The 24,439-nt window shown below is 37.9% G+C and carries 26 protein-coding genes; 22 read left to right on the top strand and 4 right to left on the bottom strand.

The genetic code is table 11. The features are described from left to right. The first annotated feature begins 38 nt into the window (after positions 1-38). From AC0L0O_RS23265 to AC0L0O_RS23255, 3 genes are all read left to right on the top strand, one after another. A complete protein-coding gene (locus tag AC0L0O_RS23265; protein ID WP_000261266.1) occupies positions 39-1,241 on the top strand; it encodes a PDZ domain-containing protein in 1,203 nt (400 codons plus the stop codon). Between the two features lie 313 nt (positions 1,242-1,554). Then, a complete protein-coding gene (locus AC0L0O_RS23260) occupies positions 1,555-3,270 on the top strand; it encodes an ABC transporter ATP-binding protein (RefSeq protein WP_000944618.1) in 1,716 nt (571 codons plus the stop codon). 65 nt (positions 3,271-3,335) lie between these two features. After that, positions 3,336-3,647, top strand: coding sequence for a YbjQ family protein (locus tag AC0L0O_RS23255; RefSeq protein WP_000637521.1), 312 nt, complete (start codon positions 3,336-3,338; stop codon positions 3,645-3,647). A 105-nt stretch (positions 3,648-3,752) separates the two neighbouring features. Here the strand turns inward: AC0L0O_RS23255 and abc-f are convergent, their stop codons facing one another. The 4 genes from abc-f to AC0L0O_RS23235 all read right to left on the bottom strand — a co-directional run bounded on the left by abc-f (position 3,753) and on the right by AC0L0O_RS23235 (position 7,516). Beyond that, positions 3,753-5,387, bottom strand: coding sequence for a ribosomal protection-like ABC-F family protein (gene abc-f, locus AC0L0O_RS23250; RefSeq protein WP_473786146.1), 1,635 nt, complete (start codon positions 5,385-5,387; stop codon positions 3,753-3,755). A gap of 265 nt (positions 5,388-5,652) precedes the next feature. Further along, on the bottom strand, positions 5,653-6,198 hold the full coding sequence (locus AC0L0O_RS23245) for a flavodoxin family protein (RefSeq protein ID WP_000497621.1): 546 nt from the start codon (positions 6,196-6,198) through the stop codon (positions 5,653-5,655). A 4-nt stretch (positions 6,199-6,202) separates the two neighbouring features. Further along, on the bottom strand, positions 6,203-6,571 hold the full coding sequence (locus tag AC0L0O_RS23240; RefSeq protein WP_001219191.1) for a MerR family transcriptional regulator: 369 nt from the start codon (positions 6,569-6,571) through the stop codon (positions 6,203-6,205). Between the two features lie 51 nt (positions 6,572-6,622). Then, the gene (locus AC0L0O_RS23235) at positions 6,623-7,516 is read right to left on the bottom strand and encodes a LysR family transcriptional regulator (RefSeq protein WP_001099975.1); all 894 of its coding nucleotides are present in this window, start codon (positions 7,514-7,516) and stop codon (positions 6,623-6,625) included. Positions 7,517-7,666: 150 nt separating this feature from the next. Here AC0L0O_RS23235 and AC0L0O_RS23230 point away from each other — a divergent pair, with 150 nt between their 5' ends. The 19 genes from AC0L0O_RS23230 to trxB all read left to right on the top strand — a co-directional run bounded on the left by AC0L0O_RS23230 (position 7,667) and on the right by trxB (position 24,331). After that, a complete protein-coding gene (locus tag AC0L0O_RS23230) occupies positions 7,667-8,689 on the top strand; it encodes a YeiH family protein (protein ID WP_000438460.1) in 1,023 nt (340 codons plus the stop codon). Between the two features lie 333 nt (positions 8,690-9,022). Continuing rightward, positions 9,023-9,220 carry a helix-turn-helix transcriptional regulator gene (locus AC0L0O_RS23225; RefSeq protein WP_000538359.1) on the top strand — a complete coding sequence of 66 codons (198 nt, stop codon included), beginning with the start codon at positions 9,023-9,025 and terminating at the stop codon, positions 9,218-9,220. An 11-nt stretch (positions 9,221-9,231) separates the two neighbouring features. Then, a complete protein-coding gene (locus AC0L0O_RS23220) occupies positions 9,232-9,621 on the top strand; it encodes a hypothetical protein (RefSeq protein ID WP_001000174.1) in 390 nt (129 codons plus the stop codon). A gap of 18 nt (positions 9,622-9,639) precedes the next feature. Further along, positions 9,640-9,861 carry a hypothetical protein gene (locus AC0L0O_RS23215; protein ID WP_001150196.1) on the top strand — a complete coding sequence of 74 codons (222 nt, stop codon included), beginning with the start codon at positions 9,640-9,642 and terminating at the stop codon, positions 9,859-9,861. Further along, positions 9,858-10,250, top strand: coding sequence for an ATPase (locus AC0L0O_RS23210; RefSeq protein WP_473786145.1), 393 nt, complete (start codon positions 9,858-9,860; stop codon positions 10,248-10,250). Before AC0L0O_RS23215 ends, AC0L0O_RS23210 begins: the two co-directional genes overlap by 4 nt. A 16-nt stretch (positions 10,251-10,266) precedes the next feature. Then, positions 10,267-10,494, top strand: a complete 228-nt coding sequence (locus tag AC0L0O_RS23205) for a hypothetical protein (protein WP_000524149.1) — start codon at positions 10,267-10,269, stop codon at positions 10,492-10,494. A gap of 99 nt (positions 10,495-10,593) precedes the next feature. Further along, positions 10,594-11,355 (top strand): MerR family transcriptional regulator, encoded by a 762-nt coding sequence (locus AC0L0O_RS23200; protein ID WP_134188520.1) that lies wholly within the window; start codon positions 10,594-10,596, stop codon positions 11,353-11,355. After that, positions 11,352-11,972: a hypothetical protein gene (locus AC0L0O_RS23195; protein WP_001982729.1), complete on the top strand. Its 621-nt coding sequence runs from the start codon at positions 11,352-11,354 to the stop codon at positions 11,970-11,972. Before AC0L0O_RS23200 ends, AC0L0O_RS23195 begins: the two co-directional genes overlap by 4 nt. Before the next feature lie 45 nt (positions 11,973-12,017). Further along, positions 12,018-12,449 carry a DUF4362 domain-containing protein gene (locus AC0L0O_RS23190; RefSeq protein WP_134188519.1) on the top strand — a complete coding sequence of 144 codons (432 nt, stop codon included), beginning with the start codon at positions 12,018-12,020 and terminating at the stop codon, positions 12,447-12,449. A gap of 150 nt (positions 12,450-12,599) precedes the next feature. Further along, positions 12,600-14,576 (top strand): excinuclease ABC subunit B, encoded by a 1,977-nt coding sequence (gene uvrB / locus AC0L0O_RS23185; protein ID WP_134188518.1) that lies wholly within the window; start codon positions 12,600-12,602, stop codon positions 14,574-14,576. Positions 14,577-14,581: 5 nt separating this feature from the next. Next, on the top strand, positions 14,582-17,458 hold the full coding sequence (gene uvrA / locus AC0L0O_RS23180; RefSeq protein ID WP_000045565.1) for an excinuclease ABC subunit UvrA: 2,877 nt from the start codon (positions 14,582-14,584) through the stop codon (positions 17,456-17,458). A 59-nt stretch (positions 17,459-17,517) separates the two neighbouring features. After that, positions 17,518-17,967: a DUF4275 family protein gene (locus AC0L0O_RS23175; protein WP_134188517.1), complete on the top strand. Its 450-nt coding sequence runs from the start codon at positions 17,518-17,520 to the stop codon at positions 17,965-17,967. Positions 17,968-18,081: 114 nt separating this feature from the next. Continuing rightward, entirely contained in the window at positions 18,082-18,462 is a 381-nt protein-coding gene (locus AC0L0O_RS23170; RefSeq protein ID WP_001267308.1) for a phage holin family protein, read from the top strand. 156 nt (positions 18,463-18,618) lie between these two features. After that, positions 18,619-19,548: an HPr(Ser) kinase/phosphatase gene (hprK, locus tag AC0L0O_RS23165; protein ID WP_001127244.1), complete on the top strand. Its 930-nt coding sequence runs from the start codon at positions 18,619-18,621 to the stop codon at positions 19,546-19,548. A 24-nt stretch (positions 19,549-19,572) separates the two neighbouring features. Further along, positions 19,573-20,385 (top strand): prolipoprotein diacylglyceryl transferase, encoded by an 813-nt coding sequence (gene lgt / locus AC0L0O_RS23160; RefSeq protein WP_000924244.1) that lies wholly within the window; start codon positions 19,573-19,575, stop codon positions 20,383-20,385. 67 nt (positions 20,386-20,452) lie between these two features. After that, entirely contained in the window at positions 20,453-21,103 is a 651-nt protein-coding gene (ppaX, locus tag AC0L0O_RS23155; protein ID WP_000700956.1) for a pyrophosphatase PpaX, read from the top strand. Positions 21,104-21,126: 23 nt separating this feature from the next. Then, positions 21,127-21,639 (top strand): acyltransferase, encoded by a 513-nt coding sequence (locus AC0L0O_RS23150; RefSeq protein ID WP_001255064.1) that lies wholly within the window; start codon positions 21,127-21,129, stop codon positions 21,637-21,639. Between the two features lie 139 nt (positions 21,640-21,778). Next, complete coding sequence (locus tag AC0L0O_RS23145; RefSeq protein WP_000517726.1) at positions 21,779-23,290, top strand: tetratricopeptide repeat protein; 1,512 nt, start codon at positions 21,779-21,781, stop codon at positions 23,288-23,290. Between the two features lie 84 nt (positions 23,291-23,374). Next, positions 23,375-24,331 (top strand): thioredoxin-disulfide reductase, encoded by a 957-nt coding sequence (gene trxB, locus AC0L0O_RS23140; RefSeq protein ID WP_001288072.1) that lies wholly within the window; start codon positions 23,375-23,377, stop codon positions 24,329-24,331. Positions 24,332-24,439: the final 108 nt, after the last annotated feature.

The raw sequence follows: 24,439 nt of genomic DNA, 5'->3' as shown, positions 1-24,439 counted from the left end.
GTCCAGTTATGATAATATAAAAAGAAAGAATGATATAAATGGTGGTGAATGGGTTCGTGGAGGCATGGATTTTTGAAATAATGCGGGCAGTTGGACGTTTTTTCTTACACCCTGCTGTCTATGTATTTTTAATAAGTAGTATCTTCGTTGGATACTTACGTATGTTACGAGAACGAAAAGATTTTTCTTTTAAAGTTTATGATATTTGGTTTGAACTGCGAACAGCTTTATTTGCGGGGATTGGGTATGGATTAGTAGTATCTATTATTACGATTGGGCTCGGACTTGTCGTTTCTAAAGCGAGCTTATGGGCCATTTTACTTTGGACATTACTATTTGGATTAACTGCTATGTACCGATATTTATCAGCAGCTTATACGTTTAGTATCGCGATTGTATGTGTTCTATTATCTTCTAAGCTACCAGTTTCCTTCTTACAGCTTGGGGAAGGTGAAGAGAATACAATTGTGTCCCTTGCTATTTTGCTAGGCATTATGCTCGTTGTAGAGGGCTTGTTGATTTCTAAAAATGCAGTAGGATATTCGACGCCGAAGATTAGGAAGGGTAAGCGTGGACTAAAGATTGGTTTACACGAATCAAAGCGTTTATGGATCATTCCTATTTTTATTCTCGTACCAGGTGACGCAGTAACGCAGTTTATTTCATGGTGGCCTGTCGTTTCAATCGGTTCTGATACATATTCCCTATTCCTCGTTCCATTTTTAATTGGATTTATGAGAAGGATTAGAAGTTATGAGCCGACGGAAGCTTTATTATTTACAGGAAGACGTGTGTACGGATTAGCAGGACTTGTACTCGTTTTAGGAATCGCAAGTTATTGGTGGCACGTGCTTGCAATTATCGCAATGGGTGTTGCGATGCTTGGACGATTCACGATTTCCATGCAAGAGAAGATTTCTGATGAGACAAGACCAGCGTATTTCGCTGCACGTAATGATGGACTCGTTGTATTAGATACAATCCCGAATACAATTGGGGCAGAGCTGAATTTACTACCCGGAGAAATGATTACGAAAGTAAATGGAGTCATTCCAAGAAGCGCTGAGGAATTTTATGATGCGCTTCAAACGAAGACGACAGGAGCATTTTGTAAATTAGAAGTATTAGATACAAATGGTGAGCTTCGCCTTGCTCAAACGGCATTATACGCCGGAGGACATCACGAATTAGGTATTGTATTTGTTCAGCAGGAGCATGAGTGGGATTCGGAAGCGATGTAATAGAAGTGAGGGTGTCACCTTGAGGTGACGCCCTTTTTTTGTTGGGGGGCGGAGGAAGGTAGTTAGTAAATGAAATTTATATCGGCGATTTTCCGAATATATCAGCGCAACTTGAAATATATCGGCGATTTTGAAAATATATCAGCGCAACTGAAATTATATCGGCGATTATTGGAATATATCGACTTTCCGGCAAAAAACGACAACTATCGCAAACCTTATTTTCAGTTTTATAGACGGATAACTTGAATAATTATTTGATAATGGTTATCATTTAGGGAGTCTTTTTAATTTTGGAAAATGGAGGGAAGATATGCTACGTAAATTTTTTTCTTACTATAAACCGTACAAAGGTTTATTTATACTCGACTTTTCTTGCGCAGTTGTCGCAGGATTACTAGAGCTTGGCTTCCCACTTATCGTAAATCAATTTATTGATAAGTTATTGCCAGGGCAAAACTGGACGCTTATTTTATGGGCTTGTTTTGGGTTACTTGCAGTTTATATGTTAAATGCAGGTTTGCAATACGTTGTTACATATTGGGGACATATGCTTGGTGTTAACATTGAAACAGATATGAGGCAGAAATTATTTGATCATATTCAAAAGCTATCATTCAGATTTTTTGACAATAATAAAACCGGTCATCTAATTTCGCGTCTTACAAACGATTTAATGGAAATTGGAGAAATTGCTCACCACGGGCCAGAGGATTTATTTATCGCTGTTATGACTTTAGTTGGGGCGTTCTCATTTATGATGATGATCAACTGGAAGTTAGCGCTATTAACGTTCTTTGTCATTCCATTCTTATTATGGTTAGCGCTTTACTTCAATAAAAAAATGACAGGTACGTTTAGACGTTTATTCTCAGACGTTGCTGATTTCAATGCATGTATTGAGAACAACGTTGGTGGTATCCGCGTTGTACAAGCATTCGGAAATGAAAAGTTTGAGAAAGAGCAATTTGCTGTGAACAACGCTCGTTTCCGTACAACGAAATTAATGGCGTATAAAATTATGGCGCTAAATTCGTCAATTAGTTATATGCTTATGCGTCTCGTAACGCTCTTCGTCTTAATATGCGGTACATGGTTTGTTCTGCAAGGTGAATTAACGTACGGTGGATTTATTGGATTTGTTCTATTAACGAATATTTTCTTCCGCCCAATTGAAAAAATTAATGCGGTAATAGAAAGCTATCCAAAAGGAATTGCTGGTTTTAAAAGGTATGTAGAGCTTCTTGAAACAGAGCCAGATATTGTAGACTCTAAAGATGCGATGGAAGTGAAGCATGTACATGGTGATATTCAATATAACAACATCACATTCGGATATGAAAACAAAGAACCGATTTTAAATGATATTAGTTTGAAAATACATGCAGGTGAAACAGTTGCGTTCGTTGGGCCGTCTGGAGCTGGAAAAACGACGTTATGTAGCTTATTACCACGCTTTTATGAACAATCATCTGGATCAATTCAAATTGATGGTATTGATACGAAAGACATGACGTTATCTTCACTTCGTAAGCAAATCGGAATTGTGCAGCAAGATGTGTTTTTATTCTCAGGAACGATTCGTGAAAACATTGCTTACGGAAATTTAAAGGCATCAGAAGCTGATATTTGGCAGGCCGTAAAGAGAGCTCAGTTAGAGGATTTAATTTACTCGCAGCCAGACGGTTTAGATACAGTTATCGGTGAGCGCGGCGTAAAACTTTCAGGCGGACAGAAGCAACGTCTAGCGATTGCTCGTATGTTCTTGAAAAATCCGCCAATTTTAATATTAGATGAAGCAACTTCTGCGCTAGATACAGAGACGGAACTTGCGATTCAAAAATCACTTGCTGAACTATCTGTCGGTCGTACAACATTAGTTATCGCTCATAGACTTGCAACGATTAAAAATGCAGATCGCATCGTCGTTGTAAATAAAGATGGAATTGCAGAACAAGGTTCACATGATGAATTAATTGAGCAAGGCGGAGGATACAGCAGGTTATACGAAGCGCAGTTTAGTTCGTAAATATAATTTTTGCCGAATTAGCGCACCATAAGTAAGTGGAAATCTTATATGGGAGGCTATACAGTATGATTGTAACAACAACTTCTACAATTCAAGGGAAAGAAATTATTGATTATGTTGATATCGTGAATGGAGAAGCGATTATGGGGGCGAATATCGTTCGTGACCTTTTTGCTTCTGTCCGTGACGTTGTCGGTGGTCGCTCAGGCGCTTACGAAAGCAAATTGAAAGAAGCACGTGACATCGCAATGGAAGAGATGAAAACTCTCGCAAGACAAAAAAATGCGAATGCCATCGTTGGTATCGATGTGGATTACGAGGTAGTTCGCGAAGGGATGCTAATGGTTGCTGTGAGCGGGACTGCTGTCCGTATATAAAGTAAAAGGCCGTGCTGATGAACTGCACGGCTTTTTGTATGCTATGTCGAAGATTCAATATTTCTTGGGAAATGCGGAAGGTCCCGTCGATATATAGGGAAGACATTAGAGTGCTTCTTTACATTTCCGGATTTTAACTAATAATGTTTCGTATTCTTGTTCGAGAGATGTGATGTCATCGTGATGATTTGGTATGGAAATTCGGCCGATGATTTCTGTTAATTTTGTTTGTAATCGTAATAATTCTTGTGCAGTAACGTTTACAGAAGCATCGGCTGTTCTGTTTGTGTATTGCTCGTAATTACCGTGGAATACTCTTGGTTCACTTTCATCTACTTGTAGAATATGGTCTGCAACAGAACGAATGAAGGCACGGTCATGGCTAATGAAAAGTATAGTGCCAGGATATTCTTGTAGCATGCTTTCTAATTCTTCTTGCGTCGCTAAGTCTAAATAGTTTGTCGGTTCATCGAGCAGAAGCATATTATAGTTTCCTAAAAATACTTTTGCGAGTGCAACCTTCATTCGCTCACCTCCGCTTAGAACGTGCACAGGTTTATGAACATCTTCACGGCGGAATAGAAGCCTTGCAAGTATTGTGCGAACGAACGACTCTGTATAGTTTGTTTCTTCTAGAACATTTTCTAAAATGGTTTTATCTGTTTTTAAAATGGATAGTGTTTGTTCAAAGTACCCAATCTTACAACTTTTTGAAAGCTGAATGCCACGCTCATTTGCGAGAAGCATGTTAAACAGGGTCGTTTTTCCACTTCCGTTTGCCCCTAAAATAGCAAGCTTTGCACCAGGAGCAATCGTTCCATTCATATTTTTAAATAGTGTGCGGTCACCTATTTTCTTTGTTGCTTTATTGAACTGTACTGCCACTTTACTATGAATGGGTGTATGGTATTGTACGTCAAACTGTGCTTGAGAAAGCTCCTTTGGCTTTTCTTTCTTTTCTAGTTTTTCAAGACGTGTCTCTAATGCTTTTGCTGCTTTACTAACCTGTTCTTGGCCATGAGCCCCACTTAATTTATAAAGTTTAGATTCAGATGAACTGAACCGTGTTGGGATTTTTGTCATGCGAGAAGCACGTTGCTTTTTTTGTAAAATGGACTTCTCTAAACGCTCTTTTTCGTTTATATACTGCTCGTATTCTGCTTGTTTTTGTGTTCGTTCACGTTCTTTTTGCTTTCGATAGTTGGAATAGTTTCCTTTATATTCTTGAATTATCCCGTCTTCAATTTCAATGATTTTTGTACATATATTATCTAGAAATTCACGATCATGTGATATTAAAACAAGTGCACCTTTATAAGATAAAAGTGCCTTTTCTAATTGCTCTGTACCGAACATATCTAAGTGGCTTGTTGGTTCATCAGCGAATAGAATGCCTGCATCTTGTTCGAGAGTATGGGCAATCTTTAGACGCATTCGTTCCCCGCCGCTCATTGAATTTGAGATGTTTGAAATATTCCATTTTCCTTTTGCTGTAGAAGAAGCGACTTTGGGTAATTCCTCGCTAATTTGAGGAATGATGCTGATAGAGCTATGGTGAGTTACTATGCCTTTGTCAGCTTCTATTTCTTTACTTAATATTTGTAGTAACGTAGATTTACCAGCCCCGTTGACGCCGACAATTCCTATGCGATCCTGTGCTTGAATTTCCAGTGACGGTAACGTAAATAGTGTGCGATCACCAAAGCCCTTCTCAATATTACGTGCGAATAAAATAGTCATAAAAAAACCTCCCTAGTTTCACTAGAGAGGATAAACGTCGCCCTTGCATGTAAAAATCGTACATAAATAAACGATTTTTTTACATGATCGTTTCGAAAGAAAGTATCGACAAATGGACAGACTAATCCCCTGCTAGTTTTCATCATTTTTGTTCACTATTTGTGATGGATGAAATAAATAAGAGAATTAGAAATTCATTGGTCAAAGTACCTTCCTTTCATAATATTACCTTTATTGTATGCGCATACAAACGAGTTTGTCAAACTTATTTCTGCTTGTGATTTTTGAATTCTTTATTATAAATTTGTGCCTTCGCCAGCGCCTCAGCATCATTTTGAATTTCATCTAACCCATTCGCATCTCCAATAATATAACCCTCAAACGATGACCCAATAAAATCAAAGATATATTGGAACTGAGCAATAAGCGGTAATGCTTTTAGCTTTGGGTTATCTCCGCCAACGATGACAACATACATTTTTTTACCTTTCATTTTCTCTTTGAAATGAAGTGATGTATCGCGTAAGCTTTGTGACCAGCGATCAAAGAAGTTTTTCATATGTCCGCTCATTCCGTACCAGTATAGCGGTGTAGCAAAGATAATTGTGTCGTGCTCTAACATGCGTTTCATTAACTGCTCGTAGTCATCATCTACAGGTTGGAATCCTTCTGCATTATGACGTTGGTCTGTAATAGGATGGATTGTATGGTCTCGCAAGTAAATTTGTTCTGTTTCAATGCCCTCTATCATCATATGTGTTAAAGCTTCTGTATTTCCGTTTTGTCTTGAACTGCCATGTATAACAAACATGTTATCATTCCTTTTCTTTTGCTTGTTTTAGGAGTGAAACGTGTTTTTGCAAATTCATTTGAATGTTGGAAAGCAATGAGATTTGCTTTGTTACTTCATTGAGTTTATCTTCGTAAAGTGTAAGGATGCTGCTGCACGGATTGTCATATAGGTGCGGCTCTATTTCAAGGCAGCGCAGCATCTTTGCCGTCTCTTCTAAATTTAAGCCAATTTGCAAGTACATTTGAATAAGCTCCACTTTTTCGATGGCACTTTCATCAAAATCACGGTAGCCGTTTGCGAGGCGCTTAGAAGGGAGTAATCCCTTTTCTTCGTAATGTCTTAGTGATCTCTCACTAACGCCAGTTTCTTTTGATAACTCTCCAATTCGCAATGTGTTTCACCCCTTTTACATGCATTGTAAACCTTCACACTAATGTGAAGGTCAATGCTGTTTTTTCGCAAAAGAATTCACATGATTTAAAAACACTTGAATAGCTTTAGATGGGATGAAATATTTGCCGCGGACGATGGAAAATGGTCGGATGAGTTGTTCATTTGGAACTTCGACGTGGAATAGTTCTTTTGCAAGTAGCTCTTTCCGTACAGTCCAATCAGAAAGGATAGCGATGCCAAGCCCAGCACTAACCGCTTCCTTCACGCTTTGTATACTGCTGAATGTAAAAAATCGCTTCATTTTTAAATGGTGTTGATGAATAAAGCGGTCACTATAAGCGCGTGTACCAGAACCACTTTCTCTTAATACCCATACTTGATCTTGGAGTGTCCTTTCATTTATTTTATTTGTGCGGAGCAGTGGATGGTTTGGTGGAACGACGAGCTTCATTTCATCTTGCATAAATGTTTCAACGTCAACGTCAGCGTATACGACTTGCCCTTCTACTAAGCCGATATCAATTTGATTAGAGCGAAGGCTTTGCAAAACGTCTTCTGTATTTGAAATGAAGGTGTGAACTTCGACGTGTGGATTTTCATTCGCGTAGTCAGCTAGTATTTTCGGAAGTAAGTATTCGCCAATTGTAAAACTAGCACCGATGCGAAGAGTTCCTGTTACAACGTTATGTAGCTCGTTAATTTCTTGCTTAGCATCTTCGTAAAGAGAGAGCATTTGCTTTGCATGTATATATAAGATGTTTCCGGCCTCGGTCACTTGAACGTGCTTCGGTGAGCGCTGAATGAGTGTAGTTCCAAATTCATTTTCTAAGTTGCGTATATGCATACTTACGCCAGGCTGTGAAAGGTTTAATAATTCTGCTGCACGGGAGAAATGTTTCTGCTCAACGACAGTAACAAAGATTTTTAAAATATCTACGTTCATATAATCGGCTCCTTTCTTTTCTATCATCTTATCATAAGTATTTCTGATGATAGAGATTTGGTATTGGTATTAAACTTATTATAGAAACTCTCTTATAATGTAAGTAGAAAGAACATGCATGTTCCAATACGATTATTGGAGTGGTTCAAAGTGGAACAAACACTTGTTATACAAAAGAAGAAGCGTTTTGGATTTTCGCAAGGAATTGGGATTACACTATTAATCGCAATCGTGGCGAAATATTTAGCGGAGCTTCCATTTTTAAATATTATGGGACAATTAGTAATTGCTATTCTAATTGGGATGGTTTGGCGTGCGGCAATTGGAGTCCCTCATGAAGCAATTGCGGGGACGAATTTTGCGAGTAAGAAGTTGCTTCGCTTTGGGATTATCTTACTTGGAATGCGGTTAAATCTTGTTGATATTGCGAAGGCAGGGCCGAAAGTATTGGTCATCGCAGCGGTTGTTATTACATTCACGATTTTCGTTGTATATGGACTAACGAAAGTATTTAAGGTAGAAAAAAAACTTGGAATTTTAACAGCATGTGGAACAGCAATTTGCGGTGCGGCAGCGGTCGTGGCAATTGCACCGCAAGTGAAAGCGAAGGACGATGAAACGGCAGTTGGAGCTGCAATTATTGCGATTTTAGGTACGATATTTACACTTATTTATACGTTATTATATCCAGTGCTTGGCTTTTCTCCGTACGGCTACGGTGTATTCTCGGGTGCGACGCTGCATGAAATCGCTCATGTCATCGCAGCTGCGGCGCCAGGAGGAAGCACGGCTGTAGACATCGCAGTTATCGTGAAATTAACGCGCGTAGCAATGCTTGTACCGGTAGCGATTTTAATTGGAGTATGGTTTGGGAAGAGTGAAGGTAGCAAGGAAAAAAGATCGTGGCGTGACCTTCCAATTCCATGGTTCATCTTCGGATTTTTAGCAATGAGTGCAGTGCATTCGCTCGGGATTATTCCAGAAGTTGTTGCTGGCTACATCGTTGTTCTTGCTTACATGCTTATCGCAATGGCGATGGCGGGACTTGGTTTAAATGTAGAGTTTAAAACGTTCCGTAAGTTAGGAAGCAAAGCATTCGTGGCGGGGCTGATCGGCTCGGTTTGTCTATCGGTTCTTGGATACGTTCTTGTATATGCGTTAGGATTTATGTAGTAGGAAGAAGAAGCTGTTCCAAAAGATATTTTGGGACAGCTTCTTTCTTATGTTTATAGTGCTACGGATGTCGGTATTTGTCGGTAAGTCGATATATTAAAAAATCGCCGATATAAATGGAGTTGCGCTGATATATTTGGGGAATCGCCGATATAATTTCAGTTGCGCTGATATATTTAGGAAATCGCTGATATAAATTTAATTCCCCCTGTACTTTGTTAGAAAAGATGTTCAGTGAAATATTTTTCTGAAATTTGTAAAGATATCTTTACTTGCAACTGGAAAATATTTATAATTCAAGTAAAGATATCTTTACTTTTGAAGGTGGAGCCTATGGGTGTAAAAAATAAAATTAAAGAATTAAGAAAGCAACATCATATAACGCAAGTTGAAATGGCAAAGGCGATGCAGGTGACGCGGCAGACAATTGTGGCGATTGAAAACCATCATTACAATCCGAGTCTAGAGTTATCCTTAAAAATCGCCAAATATTTTGGAGTGAAGGTGGAAGAAATATTTACGCTGGAGTAAGGGGAGGAAAAATGAACGATACGAAAAAGTTATTGATCGGTGCGACTTTTGGATTGTTTTTGGGAGACATTATAGTTCATATTATGAATCCGGCTATACCAATTTTACCGCTCGTAGTTAGTAACATTTTAGCGATTGTATTTCTAGTGTTTTATACAAATTACAAAAAGCGTAAGTACAAAGAAGAGGAACTTCCCGATATAGATGAGCGAGTAAATGAAAATATAAAAAAGCATGTGAACGTCTTATTTGTATTCGCATTTCTGTTACTTATTATTTATATTGTTGCGAGTAAAGCGATAGGCAGGGCTGTTATACCTGTGCAAGAGATATTTATAATATGTAGTTCCTTATTTGCAGGTAGTCTCATCATAGGAGTGATGATAGGAAAACGAGCATAGCGATAGGAGGAATGAAAAATGCAGGATGAGTTTGAGAGATTTCAGTCAGATAAAGCGTTTAAATATGTAGGGTTATTTTTCGCGATTAGTTTAGCTGTGTGGAGTTTGTACAATTTAATCATTTACGGAAGTGCTGGTATGCCGTTTGTGTTATTTGTACTAGGGCAGTTTGTTTATTTCTTTGTGAACTATTGGCCGAAATGGAAATATAGAAATCAAAAAGAGGCTGATCATGTATGAGTAAGCAAGATGTTATAAGGTTTATAGGAAGTTTATTTATAGCGGGGCTTATTTTAAATGCGAGTTTAATAATGTTAAGTATTTCGTGGGGAACTATTTTCATATCGAATGTAGCGCTAGTTATTTTATATGGAGTTTCAGAATATAAAGAGCAGCAGCGTTTGAAAGAAGAGGGAGTGCCGTCGATTGATGAGCGTGTTGTGAATAAGATGAAGTCATATTTTACGATTTGTATGACAAGCTTCGTTTTTTTGTTCATTATGTATCTTTGCGTAAATAAGTATTTAGATAGGCCAGTAGTACATGTAAATGAGTTATTATATATTGTTATTTTTGGTTTATTAATAAGTATGGCATCAACGAGTATTTTCGCAACAAGGAATAGATAGAAAAAGGGGAACTGGGATGGGATTACCGGTGTTATGTGTCGCTACAGTCATATTTGCGCTTCTTTGGGGAATGCAAAATTTTTCTCGTAATCCAGTGCCAAGCATTTGTATTGTGATTGGTACTGTAGGTTTATCGTATTATTTATTACTATTAGCTCATTATCATAAAACAGCAACGAGCGTTGTTGTTGGAGCACTTATTTTATTTTGTGGGCGTGCTGTACACAAGGGATTATTTCCATAAAAGCTGTTTATACAAAGAGTATAAACAGCTTTTTGTATTTTTTTACAAAAGGCTTGAAAGTTACGTAACGTCATCTTTTATAATGAAGGGGAAGAGGTGATGGTAGTGATTTCAATACAACAATTGACGAGAGAAACAGGGGTTACGGTACGTACATTACGTTATTATGATCAAATAGATTTATTGAAGCCGAGTGGTAAAACAGAGGGTGGACATCGGTTATATAGTGAAGCTGACGTTATTCGTTTGCAACAAATTTTGTTTTTAAAGGAAATGGGATTTTCATTAAAAGAAACTGCGAATATGTTAGTAAAAGGTGAGCTCGATTTAAAAAATTCGCTTGAAAAACAACTTCGGTTTGTACAGGAAGAACAAAAGAAATTTAATCGAATGGAGAGTGTTTTACAAGCAGTTGTTTATTCGGTAGATGTGGAAGGAGAACTCGATTGGAAAGTTATGTTTGAACTGATTCAGCTTTCGAAGCAGTCTTCTCGTATACGTGAAATATTTCAAAATGAAGTGTTTTCAAAGGAAGAACAAAAATTGCTTCATAATTTACCAAACATGAGTAAGGAAGACCCGAATGTTTTAGAATGGGTAGATTTATTAAAGCAATTTCGTACTTTTATGAAAGATGGTAAAGAAGTAGCTAGTGATGAGGTACAAGGGGCAACGAAGAAATTAATGCAGAAATGTTTAGAAATGGCTAATGGTGATGAAGCGTTTTTAGATAAGTTATGGGAAGTTAGAAAATCGAAGGAAGATTCACAGAAAATGAGCCTGTATCCGATTGAAGAAGAACTTTTACTATATATGGATGAAGCTTTTCGTATTTATGGTGAAAAGGAGCGGGATAAATGAGTATGCTCGCAGAATATCGTTGGTATTTTTTAATTGGGGCAGAAATTGTATTTTGGTTATCGGCTATCGGTTTCTTTTTACTCCGTTACGGATTTCGTTTGAAAAAGGCGAGTTTTATTATGGGGATTGTGCTACTCGTAAACGAAGTATTCATTTTAACCTTAGGGGTAGTGGACTATTATCAAACAGGAAAGTTCTCTAGCTTTCAAATCATTACGGTAATTATTTTATTGTATGCAGTCTTCTACGGGAAAAAGGATTTGAAGAAGCTTGATATGTTTGCACAAAAGCTAGTTGCGAAACGGAGGAATGAACCAGCACCAATTATGGAAGAACAGATAGAATTAACAGGTATGGCCTATGCGAAGCAGGAAATAAAAAATTGGGTATTGCACCTTAGTTTGTTTGTTGTTGTGCATATTTTCTTTTTCTTTCTGTACGGTTTTGTACCATTTGAACAATGGGGGAATTGGTTAGAATCAGGAATCGTTTTAAATAAAGCAGCGAGTCGCGTTAGCCAAGTTTGGGCGATTATACTTTTAGTGGATACAGCTATTTCATTTTCATATGTTCTTTTTCCGAAGAAGGAGAAAGGGAAAGAGAAGCTACTTTCTTAGGGGAAAGTAGCTTTTGCGGTATACAAATAATTTTTATAGGAGAGGATGACAATAGGAAAAAGAACCAGTTTTATATGGATATTTCTCTTTAGTTTCGTAGCATGCTCACAATCTAACACTACAATTGATAAGAAGAATGATGTCGTTGTAAAGGGAACAGGAATTTCCAATCTAGATAAATTCGAGCAATTCGTTTTGAATGTGGAGCAAGTGAAAGTTGATAAAATAAGAATTGTACATTACACGCATGAAGGTGACCCGATTTTTCAAACGTTAGAGCGTAGTAAGAACGATATACTTTATGCGTCAGATAATAGAAAAGACCAATTTGACGGTGATAATAAAGGGTTATATAAAGATAGTTGTAAAAGTATTGTGAAAGACGAGCGCGAATCAGGAACCACTTATAGGCTAATAGATTGTACGAATGAAGATGGGCGCAATGGATATGACGTATTATATGTACCTAAAAAATAGAGTTAGTAGAGGAAGGAAGTATATACTCCTTCCTTTTTCTATGTATATATTGTCGAAAACTTTACCGAATATCTGTTCGTTTTTTTAGGTTTTTTATGGGCATTCGTGGTAAAATAATAATACAGATTTTTATGAGGAGGTCGGATTTTCTTGGAACGTCAATTTGAAATTATCTCAGCGTATTCCCCGCAAGGTGATCAGCCGGTAGCTATAGAGAAGCTTGTAGAGGGAATTAATAGTGGAAAGAAAAAGCAAGTGTTGCTTGGGGCGACAGGAACGGGTAAGACATTTACGATTTCAAATGTCATTAAAGAAGTGCAAAAGCCAACGCTTGTCATGGCTCACAATAAAACGTTAGCAGGACAGTTATATAGTGAGTTGAAAGACTTTTTCCCGAATAATGCAGTTGAATATTTTGTTAGTTATTACGATTATTATCAGCCAGAAGCGTATGTGCCACAAACAGATACGTTTATTGAAAAAGACGCGCAGATTAATGATGAAATCGATAAATTGCGTCACTCAGCAACGTCCGCATTATTTGAACGGGATGATGTAATTATTGTTGCGAGTGTTTCGTGTATATATGGTTTAGGTTCTCCAGAAGAATACCGCGAGTTAGTTGTTTCACTTCGAGTTGGTATGGAAAAGGACCGCAATCAATTGCTTCGTGAACTTGTTGATGTGCAGTATGGACGTAATGATATTGATTTCAAGCGTGGTACATTCCGCGTGCGCGGAGATGTAGTTGAAATCTTCCCGGCATCACTTGACGAGCATTGCATTCGAATTGAGTTTTTTGGCGATGAAATTGATCGTATTCGCGAAGTAAATGCTTTAACGGGAGAAGTATTAGCAGAACGTGATCATGTAGCAATCTTCCCAGCATCTCACTTCGTTACACGTGAAGAAAAGATGAAGGTCGCTATTGAAAATATTGAAAAAGAATTAGAAGAGCGTTTAAAGGAATTAAATGATAACGGTAAGTTGTTAGAAGCGCAGCGTATAGAACAGCGTACACGTTATGATTTAGAAATGATGCGCGAGATGGGCTTTTGTTCAGGGATTGAAAACTATTCCCGTCATTTAACACTTCGTCCAGCGGGTGCAACGCCGTATACGTTATTAGACTATTTCCCGGAAGATTTCTTAATCGTTATGGATGAGTCCCACGTATCAGTGCCGCAAGTAAGAGCGATGTATAACGGGGACCAAGCGCGTAAACAAGTGCTTGTGGATCATGGATTCCGTCTGCCATCAGCTTTAGATAATAGACCGCTCACATTTGATGAGTTTGAAGAGAAAACGAATCAAGTTATTTACGTTTCAGCAACGCCAGGACCGTATGAATTAGAGCAGTCGCCAGAAGTAATAGAACAAATTATTCGTCCAACAGGGCTTTTAGATCCGCCAATTGATATACGACCAATTGAAGGGCAGATTGACGATCTATTAGGAGAGATTCAAGATCGCATTGCAAAAAATGAACGTGTATTAATTACAACTTTAACGAAGAAGATGTCAGAGGATTTAACAGACTACTTAAAAGATGTAGGAATTAAGGTGAATTATCTGCATTCTGAAGTGAAAACGTTAGAACGTATTGAAATTATACGAGATCTTCGCCTTGGTAAGTTTGATGTTCTCGTTGGTATTAACTTATTGCGAGAAGGATTAGATATTCCAGAAGTATCCCTTGTAGCTATTTTAGATGCTGATAAGGAAGGATTCTTGCGTTCAGAGCGTTCGTTAATTCAAACAATTGGCCGTGCAGCACGTAATGAAAACGGCCGCGTTATTATGTACGCAGATCGTATAACGAGATCGATGGGAATTGCGATTGAAGAAACGAAGCGTCGTCGTAGTATACAAGAAGCTTACAATGAAGAGCATGGTATTACGCCGAAAACGATTCAAAAAGGTGTGCGTGATGTAATTCGTGCAACGACAGCTGCTGAAGAAACGGAAACGTATGAAGCAACGCCAGCTAAGAAGATGACGAAAAAAGAGCGTGAAAAGACGATTGCAAAGATGGAAGCAGAAATGAAAGAAGCAGCAAAAGCGTTAGACTTCGAGCGTGCAGCTGAATTAAGAGATTTACTATTAGAATTAAAAGCGGAAGGGTGAAAAGAGTGAGTAAGAGCAAGGATTTTATCGTTGTAAAAGGTGCTAGAGCGCATAACTTAAAAAATATTGATGTAACCATTCCGAGAAACCAACTTGTCGTTGTAACAGGATTGTCTGGTTCGGGGAAATCATCATTAGCATTTGATACGATTTATGCAGAAGGGCAACGCAGATACGTAGAATCGTTATCTGCGTATGCACGTCAATTTTTAGGACAAATGGATAAGCCGGATGTAGATACGATTGAAGGTTTATCTCCAGCAATTTCAATCGATCAAAAAACGACGAGTCGTAATCCGCGTTCAACTGTTGGAACGGTAACGGAGATTTATGATTACTTACGTTTATTATTTGCGCGAATTGGTACGCCAATTTGTCCGAATCATGGCATTGAAATTACATCGCAAACAGTAGAGCAAATGGTAGACCGTGTACTTGAGTACCCTGAACGTACGAAATTACAAGTGTTAGCTCCTATCGTTTCTGGGCGTAAAGGTGCACATGTAAAAGTACTTGAAGATATTAAGAAGCAAGGTTATGTTCGTGTACGTGTTGATGGTGAAATGCTCGATGTGTCTGAAGATATTGCGTTAGATAAAAATAAGAAGCATTCTATTGAAGTTGTAATTGACCGTATTGTTGTAAAAGAAGGAATCGCAAGCCGTCTTGCTGATTCTCTTGAAAGTGCATTAAAGCTTGGCGGGGGACGAGTGTTAATCGATGTTATGGGAGAAGAGGAGCTTCTATTTAGTGAACATCATGCTTGTCCGCATTGTGGTTTTTCAATTGGAGAATTAGAGCCGCGTATGTTCTCATTCAATAGTCCGTTCGGTGCATGTCCTTCTTGTGATGGGCTTGGCTCAAAGTTAGAGGTAGATTTAGAACTTGTTATTCCGAACTGGGATTTATCATTAAATGAGCATGCGATTGCGCCTTGGGAACCGACAAGTTCACAATATTACCCACAGCTTTTACAATCTGTATGTAATCATTATGGCGTGGATATGGATGTGCCTGTAAAAGATATACCGAAAGATTTATTTGATAAAGTGTTGTACGGAAGCGGTGAAGAGAAAGTTTATTTCCGCTATGTAAATGAATTTGGTCAAGTAAAGGAAAATGAGATTTTATTTGAAGGTGTTATTCCAAATATTGAACGTCGTTATCGTGAGACGAGTTCGGATTACATTCGTGAGCAAATGGAAAAGTATATGGCAGAACAAGCTTGTCCGAAGTGTAAAGGCGGACGCTTAAAGCCTGAAAGTTTAGCTGTTTTCGTTGGCGGAAAAACGATTGCTGATGTAACGAAGTATTCTGTTCAAGAAGTACAGGAATTCTTCTCAAATGTGGAGCTAACAGAGAAACAACAAAAAATTGCCCATTTAATTTTAAGAGAAATTCAAGAGCGCGTTGGGTTCTTAGTAAACGTTGGTTTAGATTATTTAACGTTAAGTCGTGCCGCAGGAACTTTATCTGGTGGTGAGGCGCAACGTATTCGTTTAGCAACGCAAATTGGTTCGCGTCTTACTGGGGTGCTTTACATTCTTGATGAGCCTTCTATCGGTTTGCATCAGCGCGATAACGATCGTCTTATTCGTACATTGCAAGAAATGCGTGATTTAGGTAATACGTTAATTGTTGTTGAGCATGATGAAGATACGATGATGGCAGCTGATTATTTACTGGATATCGGGCCTGGCGCAGGTATTCACGGTGGACAAGTTGTATCAGCGGGTACACCAGCTGAAGTGATGCAAGATGAGAATTCACTAACAGGTAAGTATTTAAGTGGTAAAGAGTTTATTCCAGTTCCACTTGAAAGACGTAAAGGTGATGGACGTAAAGTGGAGATTGTCGGTGCAAAAGAGAATAACTTAAAGAACGCGAAGATGTCATTCCCGCTTGGTACGTTTGTAGCGGTAACGGGTGTATCTGGATCAGGTAAAAGTACGATGATTAATGAAGTACTATATAAATCGTTAGCGCAAAAGTTATATAAAGCGAAAGCGAAGCCAGGTACTCATAAAGAAATTAAAGGTCTTGAGCATTTAGATAAAGTTATCGATATTGATCAATCGCCAATCGGTCGTACACCACGTTCTAATCCAGCAACCTATACAGGTGTGTTCGATGATATTCGTGATGTGTTTGCGCAAACGAATGAAGCGAAAGTGCGCGGATATCAAAAAGGGCGTTTCAGCTTTAACGTAAAAGGTGGACGTTGTGAAGCGTGCCGTGGTGATGGAATTATTAAAATTGAGATGCACTTCTTACCAGACGTATACGTTCCGTGTGAAGTTTGTCACGGTAAACGTTACAACCGTGAAACGTTAGAAGTGAAATATAAAGATAAAAACATTTCTGAAGTGTTAGGGATGACGATTGAAGACGGAGTAGAGTTCTTCGCTAATATCCCAAAAATTAAACGTAAACTTCAAACGCTTGTAGACGTTGGGCTTGGTTATATGAAATTAGGGCAACCAGCCACGACTTTATCTGGTGGTGAAGCACAGCGTGTGAAATTAGCTTCTGAATTACACCGTCGTTCTACAGGACGTACACTATACATTTTAGACGAGCCAACGACTGGTTTACATGCGCATGATATCGCCCGTCTTCTAGAAGTGCTGCAACGTCTTGTTGAGAGCGGTGAGACGGTACTTGTCATTGAACATAATTTAGATGTAATTAAAACAGCGGATTATATTGTTGACCTTGGACCAGAAGGCGGAGACAAAGGTGGACAAATAGTTGCTTCCGGGACGCCAGAGCAAGTAGTGAAAGAAGAGCGTTCGTATACGGGTAAGTATTTAAAAGAGATTTTAAATCGTGATAAAGCAAGAATGAAAGAGAAAATAAAAGAAGTAGAGTTATCACAATAAGGGGATTACGAAAAACCGAGTGGAAATAACACTCGGTTTTTCGTTCATAGGGGGAGAACATGGAGTTTATAGATGTTTTAAGAAAGAAAAATATGAAGGTAAGAGAGTTTCAAAAGTGGGGTGTTTATTTCCGTAAGCGCTGGGAGGACCATTTTGCAAATCATGTAAGTGATGAGGAAAAAGAAGATATTTTCCTTTATGGAGATAAGTATGCACGTGGGTATCTATGGCACATATTTAGTTATGAGAGAAAGAAGTGTGTAGAGGGAGAAGAAGCGGAGAACGCGTTTCATAATGAAGTGAAAAAGGATTGCTACATCTTCTATCAACACTGTGATGATGTACTACTAATAAAAGATGCGAGTTTATTAAGTGTGGATGATATATTGCGTGAAACAGATGATATGTATAAAGGCGATGTTTATATTGTAGATAAAGATTTCACTTGGACTTTTGTAAAAACGCATGAGCATAGATGGTGTGGGCCGTATTTCGCTAAGAAGTGTTAGTAGGTATACAAGCATGAAGAGTAGAATAAGTTGATATAAGTGTTTGCATGATACTTGCGTTTATTATCTATTAGCGTATGATGAAATATATATGTTAAAAGGATGTGTAAAGAAATGAGATGGATTGTATCACTTCTTGTAAATAGCGTTGTGTTAATCGCTGTATCGGGACTTTTAAAAGGGATTGCACCTGACGCGTTTTACGTAGCAAATATACAAACTGCAATTATTGCGAGTATTATATTAGCTGTTTTAAATGTGTTCGTAAAACCGTTTTTAATTTTAATTACGCTACCAATTACAGTTGTAACTTTCGGGTTCTTCTTAATTGTTATTAATGCGATTACGTTAAAAATAGCAGATTCATTATTAGGAGATGCATTTAATATATCAGGTTTCGGTGTAGCAATTGTTGCGGCCATTTGTATTTCAATTTTTAATATGATTATTGAAAAGGCAATTGTGGAACCTTTATATGAAAAAAAGAGAAAATGACAAAAAGAAAAACATTTCATGATGTGTATGAAATGTTTTTTTCTATTTATTAGAAACCGTATTTCTTGTTTCCAGAAAAAAATGGTACAATATCCGGTAGAATGGAATTTTACATCAAATGAGACTGAACCCGCAGCGGAGTGGAGGTTTATACATATGCCAAAAGTAAGGACAAAAGATTTGATTGAACAATTTCAATTGGAGTTAATAAGTGGTGAAGAAGGAATTCATCGTCCAATTGATACAAGTGATTTATCACGACCTGGAATTGAAATGGCAGGATTTTTTACATATTATCCAGCTGATCGCGTGCAGCTTCTTGGAAAGACGGAGCTTACATTCTTTGACACGTTAACGTCAGATCAAAAACAAGAGAGAATGAAAGCGCTTTGTACTGAGGAGACGCCATGTATTATTGTAACTCGTAATCAAGATGTACCAGATGAGTTACTGCAAGCATCACGTGAATCAGGCATGCCTTTATTACGTTCTTCTCAAACGACAACAAGACTATCAAGTCGTTTAACAAATTATTTAGAAGGTAAGTTAGCGCCAACAACTGCCGTTCATGGTGTGTTAGTAGATATTTACGGCGTTGGTGTTTTAATTACAGGGCAAAGTGGTGTCGGTAAGAGTGAGACAGCTCTAGAACTTGTAAAACGTGGTCATCGCCTTGTTGCGGATGATAGTGTAGAAATTCGCCAAGAAGATGAAGACATGTTGGTCGGAAGCTCTCCAGATTTAATTGAGCATTTATTAGAAATTCGTGGTCTAGGCATTATTAACGTTATGACGTTATTCGGTGCAGGAGCAGTGCGAAATTATAAGCGTATTACACTTGTTATTAATCTTGAAATTTGGGATCAAAAGAAAAATTATGATCGCTTAGGTCTTGATGAAGAGAAGATGAAGATTATTGATACAGAACTTACGAAGATTACACTTCCAGTTCGCCCTGGTCGAAACTTAGCTGTTATTATTGAAGTGGCAGCAATGAACTTCCGTTTAAAACGTATGGGAGTGAATGCAGCACAGCAGTTCTCAGAACGATTAATGAGTGCGATTGAGTTAGGGAATCAGGAGTAAACATTGGAGAGGGAGGTCATACATATGCTGTTAGGTTCTGTACCGCAGCTTGACCGTGTAGCTGTCCAACTTGGACCGTTTCCTGTTTATTGGTACGGGATTATTATCGGTACAGGTGTGCTATTAGGTCTTTGGCTAGCAACTCGTGAGGGAGAAAGGCTAGGTATTCCAAAAGATACATTTGTTGACCTTGTATTAATTGCAGTACCGATCGCTATTCTATTTGCGAGAATGTACTATGTTATTTTTGAATGGGAATATTACGCACAAAACCCGAGTCAAATTATTAATATTCGTCAAGGTGGCTTGGCGATTCATGGTGGTTTAATCGGGGCTGTTGTTACGGGAATTCTTTTTGCAAAACGCCGCGGGGTTTCGTTCTGGAAGTTGGCAGATATTGCTGCACCAAGTATTTTACTAGGACAAGCAATTGGCCGATGGGGAAACTTTATGAACCAAGAGGCACATGGTGATGAGGTAACGAGACAGTTTTTAGAAGGTCTTCATTTACCGGATTTTATTATTAATCAAATGTATATTGATGGTGTATACTACCATCCGACGTTTTTATATGAATCACTATGGAATTTTGCAGGTGTCATTTTACTACTCGCATTACGAAAAGTGAACTTGCGCCGTGGGGAATTATTCTTCACATATTTAATTTGGTATTCAATAGGACGCTTTTTCGTAGAAGGGTTACGTACAGATAGTTTAATGCTAGGACCGCTTCGTATTGCACAAGTAATGTCAATTGGACTTGTTGTTATTTCTATTATTTTCATTATTGTGAGACGAAAAATGGGGCAAGCTGATAAAAGATATTCGGAAAATTAGAGACAAGTAGCATCTTATTATAAGATGCTGCTTCTTTCATATTCAGGAAAGAGAAAGGACTAAGGCAATGAAAATAAATACAGTGTTATTTGATTTAGATGGAACGTTAATTAATACAAACGAACTTATTATTTCTTCTTTTTTACATACTTTACATACATATTATCCAAATCAATATAAGCGTGAAGATGTATTGCCTTTTATCGGTCCATCTTTACATGATACTTTCAGTAAGATTGATGAAAGTAAGGTTGAAGAGTTAATTACGAGTTATCGTCAATTTAACCATGATCATCATGATGAATTAGTAGAAGAATATGAAACTGTATATGAAACAGTTCAAGAGTTAAAGAAGCAAGGCTATAAGGTTGGTATTGTTACAACGAAAGCACGACAAACTGTTGAGATGGGATTGAAGTTATCAAAGCTTGATGAGTTTTTTGATGTTGTCGTGACAATTGATGATGTAGAGCATGTGAAACCACATCCAGAGCCGCTTCAAAAAGCGCTTCAGTTATTAGATGCGAAACCAGAAGAAGCATTGATGGTTGGGGATAATCATCATGATATTGTTGGCGGACAAAATGCGGGTACGAAAACAGCGGCGGTTTCATGGACATTGAAAGGTAGAGCGTATTTAGAAGCTTACAAGCCAGACTTTATGCTAGATAAAATGAGTGATTTATTGCCGATTTTGTCCGACATGAATCGTTCGTAAAGATAAGTAGAGGAGCGATTTAAGTGCGACGGACAACGCGCTATCCTGTTTCAGGAGAAAATTCACTATGGAATGTGTATAAAACAGTGTCTTTTTGGAAGGTAATGAAGAATTTTATTATTATCCAAATTGCGCGTTACACACCATTTTTATCCGTCAAAAATTGGTTGTACCGCACATTTTTGCGGATGAAAGTAGGAAAGAAAACATCGTTTGCGCTTATGGTAATGCCGGATATTATGTTCCCAGAAAAGATAACTGTGGGAGACAATTCGATTATTGGTTATAATACGACGCTTTTAGCGCACGAATATTTAATTCGCGAATATCGACTTGGAGAGATCGTTATTGGAAACGAAGTGATGATCGGAGCAAATACGACTATATTACCAGGTGTGAGAATTGGGGATGGCGCGATTGTTTCAGCTGGCACACTTGTTCATAAAGATGTACCGAGCGGTGCTTTCGTGGGTGGGAATCCAATGCGTGTTATTTATACGAAAGAGCAAATGGAGGCTAGAGAAGGTTCATACTAGAAATGTAACATTTCTCTTCTTTTTTAATGAATAAAAAGGAAATAATTGAGTATAATATACTGTTTTGTTTTTTACGGAATCGTTTATACTTATAGATAGAAGAATGTGTGAACGAAGAAAACAAAAAACTGGAGGATATATGGGGAAAAATCAAAGAATATATAAGGAGAACGGACAAGTTATCTCTTTTAATCAATTAGCGGACTTCTTTTATAAAAAAGGGATGAGGGCTTACAAAGGGCAAAAATTGCAAGATGCAATTAAATATTTTCGAAGAGCGGCACAAAGTGAGAAGGAGCCGTTTATTTTATGTCAATTAGCAACAGTATTATCTGAGGCTGGTGAATACCAAGAGTCGAATCAAACCTTCTTTAAGCTTGTTAGATCTAATCCAGAACTTGAACAGTGTTATTATTTTATTGCAAATAATTATGCATATATGGGACTATTCCAGCAGGCGAAGAAATATGCGGATCGCTATTTAGAAGTTGCAGAAGAGAAGGAATTTGTTGAAGATACATTAGAATTACTTGAAATTATGGAAGAAGAAGCGATGGGTGCGGAAGAGATCGAAGATGAAGATGATTTAATTGTTATGCAGGAAGAAGCGAATCGTTATATTCGTAACGGACAATTGGAAGAAGCAATTGCTACATTAGAAATTGTTACGAAAGATTATCCGGAATTTTGGTCGGGGCATAATAATTTAGCCATTGCGCATTTTCAATCTGGCAATGTAGATAAGGCACTGAAATTAACGGAAATGATTTTAGATAAAAATCCAGGGAATATACATGCGCTTTGTAATACGCTTATTTTTCTATATTCAATTGGAGAGCATAAACAAGTAGAAGCATTAGCTACTCAGTTAGTTGCAGTATATCCAATTTCATTTGAACATCGTTTGAAACTTGGAACGACACTTGCAACAATTGGTCATTTTGAGCATGCGTATAAATGGTTTAAAGTATTAAAACGTCAAGGATACGAAGGAGACGTTAGTTTTTATTATTGGTTTGCCTATTCTGCTTATATGGTGAAAGATCAGCAAGTAGCTGAAAAAATGTGGCAACATGTTGTAGAATTGCACCCTGATAAAAAGGGAAAAGAACCGTGGAATGCACTGAATTTAGCCGATGAAGGACAAAACGTGTTATTTGAAGAATTACGAAAATCATTTCAGCAAAGTGCAACGCTAGAGGAACAAATGCTAGCTTTATATTTAATGAATGAATTATCAACGCCGGAGAAGGTGGGGTTCTTCTTTGATGTAACGCAGGCAAAGAATGGTGTTCCAATTGTATCGCAACTTGCAAAGTATTTCTTTTTACTGAATAGCCATAAGAGCATCCCAGCTGATTTACAGCAATTTGAACAGTGCGCACGGATCGCGGATGCTTTATACAATTATACGCAAAAAGATGATGAATTAATCGAAGAGTGTCTACAGTTTTGGTTTTGTACGTTTATACGTTTATATACATCTGGGGCAGTTTTTACAAATGTATACGGCTGGTCAGCTGCGGTGGAATATATCGTACGCAGCGAACAAGGAAATAAGATGACACAGTCAGAGCTCGGAGATGTATATAATGTATCTGTAGCGACTGTTCGAAAGTATGTGCAAGCTGTTAAGCGTACGCACACATAAGTAAGCAAATCATTGGGAAAAAAATGATGCGAACAGTATAATGAGGGTAACTTAATTGTGTAGGAATGAATAGGAGTGAATAGTGTGTCAGAAGAAAAAATTTATGATGTCATTATTATTGGTGCAGGACCAGCTGGTATGACAGCTGCAGTATATACATCTCGTGCGAATTTAAGCACATTAATGCTTGAGCGTGGTATTCCAGGCGGACAAATGGCAAATACAGAAGATGTAGAAAACTACCCAGGTTATGAGTCTATTTTAGGACCAGACTTATCAAATAAAATGTTCGAGCATGCGAAGAAATTTGGTGCTGAATATGCATACGGTGATGTGAAAGAAGTCATCGATGGTAAAGAATACAAAACAATTATTGCTGGTAAAAAAGAATATAAAGCACGTGCAATTATCGTTGCAAGTGGTGCAGAGTATAAAAAAATTGGTGTACCAGGTGAAACAGAACTTGGCGGCCGCGGTGTATCATATTGTGCGGTATGTGATGGCGCATTCTTTAAAGGAAAAGAACTTGTAGTTATTGGCGGCGGAGATTCTGCTGTTGAAGAGGGTGTGTTCTTAACACGCTTCGCATCAAAAGTAACGATCGTTCACCGTCGTGACACGCTTCGTGCACAGAAAATTTTACAAGACCGTGCTTTCCAAAACGAAAAAGTAGACTTCATTTGGAACCACACGATAAAAGAAATTAACGAAGCAAATGGTAAAGTAGGAAGTGTAACACTTGTAGACGTAAACAGTGGAGAAGAGAAAGAAGTCAAAACTGACGGCGTATTCGTATACATCGGTATGTTACCACTTTCAAAACCATTTGTTGAACTAGGTATTACAAATGAAAATGGTTACCTTGAAACAAACGAGCGTATGGAAACGAAAGTTCCTGGTATTTTCGCAGCAGGTGATGTTCGTGAAAAAATGCTACGTCAAATTGTAACTGCAACAGGTGATGGTAGTATTGCAGCACAAAGTGCACAGCATTACGTAGAAGAATTATTAGAAGAACTAAAAACCGTATCAGAAAAATAAGGGATAACATACCTTTTGAGAAGAAAGCTACCGATAGGAGCTTTCTTCTTTTTTATGAAAATGTCAAAGTTTTGTCAAAAAATATTGGGATTATAAGCTTTCTTATTG

This window comes from Bacillus sp. GS3m_15504, assembly GCF_055825275.1.
Note: the sequence above shows the minus strand (reverse complement) of the source record. Positions and strands in the feature narration are given on the sequence as shown.

Bases quoted from the DNA above. Each gene is read 5' to 3' on its own strand.
- AC0L0O_RS23190 (WP_134188519.1), top strand. From the start codon at position 12,018: ATGACAATAGGAAAAAGAACCAGTTTTATATGGATATTTCTCTTTAGT.
- ppaX (WP_000700956.1), top strand. From the start codon at position 20,453: ATGAAAATAAATACAGTGTTATTTGATTTAGATGGAACGTTAATTAAT.
- AC0L0O_RS23225 (WP_000538359.1), top strand. From the start codon at position 9,023: ATGGGTGTAAAAAATAAAATTAAAGAATTAAGAAAGCAACATCATATA.
- AC0L0O_RS23170 (WP_001267308.1), top strand. From the start codon at position 18,082: ATGAGATGGATTGTATCACTTCTTGTAAATAGCGTTGTGTTAATCGCT.
- AC0L0O_RS23175 (WP_134188517.1), top strand. From the start codon at position 17,518: ATGGAGTTTATAGATGTTTTAAGAAAGAAAAATATGAAGGTAAGAGAG.
- AC0L0O_RS23235 (WP_001099975.1), bottom strand. From the start codon at position 7,516: ATGAACGTAGATATTTTAAAAATCTTTGTTACTGTCGTTGAGCAGAAA.
- AC0L0O_RS23200 (WP_134188520.1), top strand. From the start codon at position 10,594: ATGGTAGTGATTTCAATACAACAATTGACGAGAGAAACAGGGGTTACG.
- AC0L0O_RS23145 (WP_000517726.1), top strand. From the start codon at position 21,779: ATGGGGAAAAATCAAAGAATATATAAGGAGAACGGACAAGTTATCTCT.
- abc-f (WP_473786146.1), bottom strand. From the start codon at position 5,387: ATGACTATTTTATTCGCACGTAATATTGAGAAGGGCTTTGGTGATCGC.
- AC0L0O_RS23260 (WP_000944618.1), top strand. From the start codon at position 1,555: ATGCTACGTAAATTTTTTTCTTACTATAAACCGTACAAAGGTTTATTT.
- hprK (WP_001127244.1), top strand. From the start codon at position 18,619: ATGCCAAAAGTAAGGACAAAAGATTTGATTGAACAATTTCAATTGGAG.
- AC0L0O_RS23195 (WP_001982729.1), top strand. From the start codon at position 11,352: ATGAGTATGCTCGCAGAATATCGTTGGTATTTTTTAATTGGGGCAGAA.
- AC0L0O_RS23245 (WP_000497621.1), bottom strand. From the start codon at position 6,198: ATGTTTGTTATACATGGCAGTTCAAGACAAAACGGAAATACAGAAGCT.
- AC0L0O_RS23265 (WP_000261266.1), top strand. From the start codon at position 39: ATGGTGGTGAATGGGTTCGTGGAGGCATGGATTTTTGAAATAATGCGG.
- lgt (WP_000924244.1), top strand. From the start codon at position 19,573: ATGCTGTTAGGTTCTGTACCGCAGCTTGACCGTGTAGCTGTCCAACTT.
- AC0L0O_RS23255 (WP_000637521.1), top strand. From the start codon at position 3,336: ATGATTGTAACAACAACTTCTACAATTCAAGGGAAAGAAATTATTGAT.
- AC0L0O_RS23210 (WP_473786145.1), top strand. From the start codon at position 9,858: ATGAGTAAGCAAGATGTTATAAGGTTTATAGGAAGTTTATTTATAGCG.
- AC0L0O_RS23205 (WP_000524149.1), top strand. From the start codon at position 10,267: ATGGGATTACCGGTGTTATGTGTCGCTACAGTCATATTTGCGCTTCTT.
- AC0L0O_RS23220 (WP_001000174.1), top strand. From the start codon at position 9,232: ATGAACGATACGAAAAAGTTATTGATCGGTGCGACTTTTGGATTGTTT.
- AC0L0O_RS23215 (WP_001150196.1), top strand. From the start codon at position 9,640: ATGCAGGATGAGTTTGAGAGATTTCAGTCAGATAAAGCGTTTAAATAT.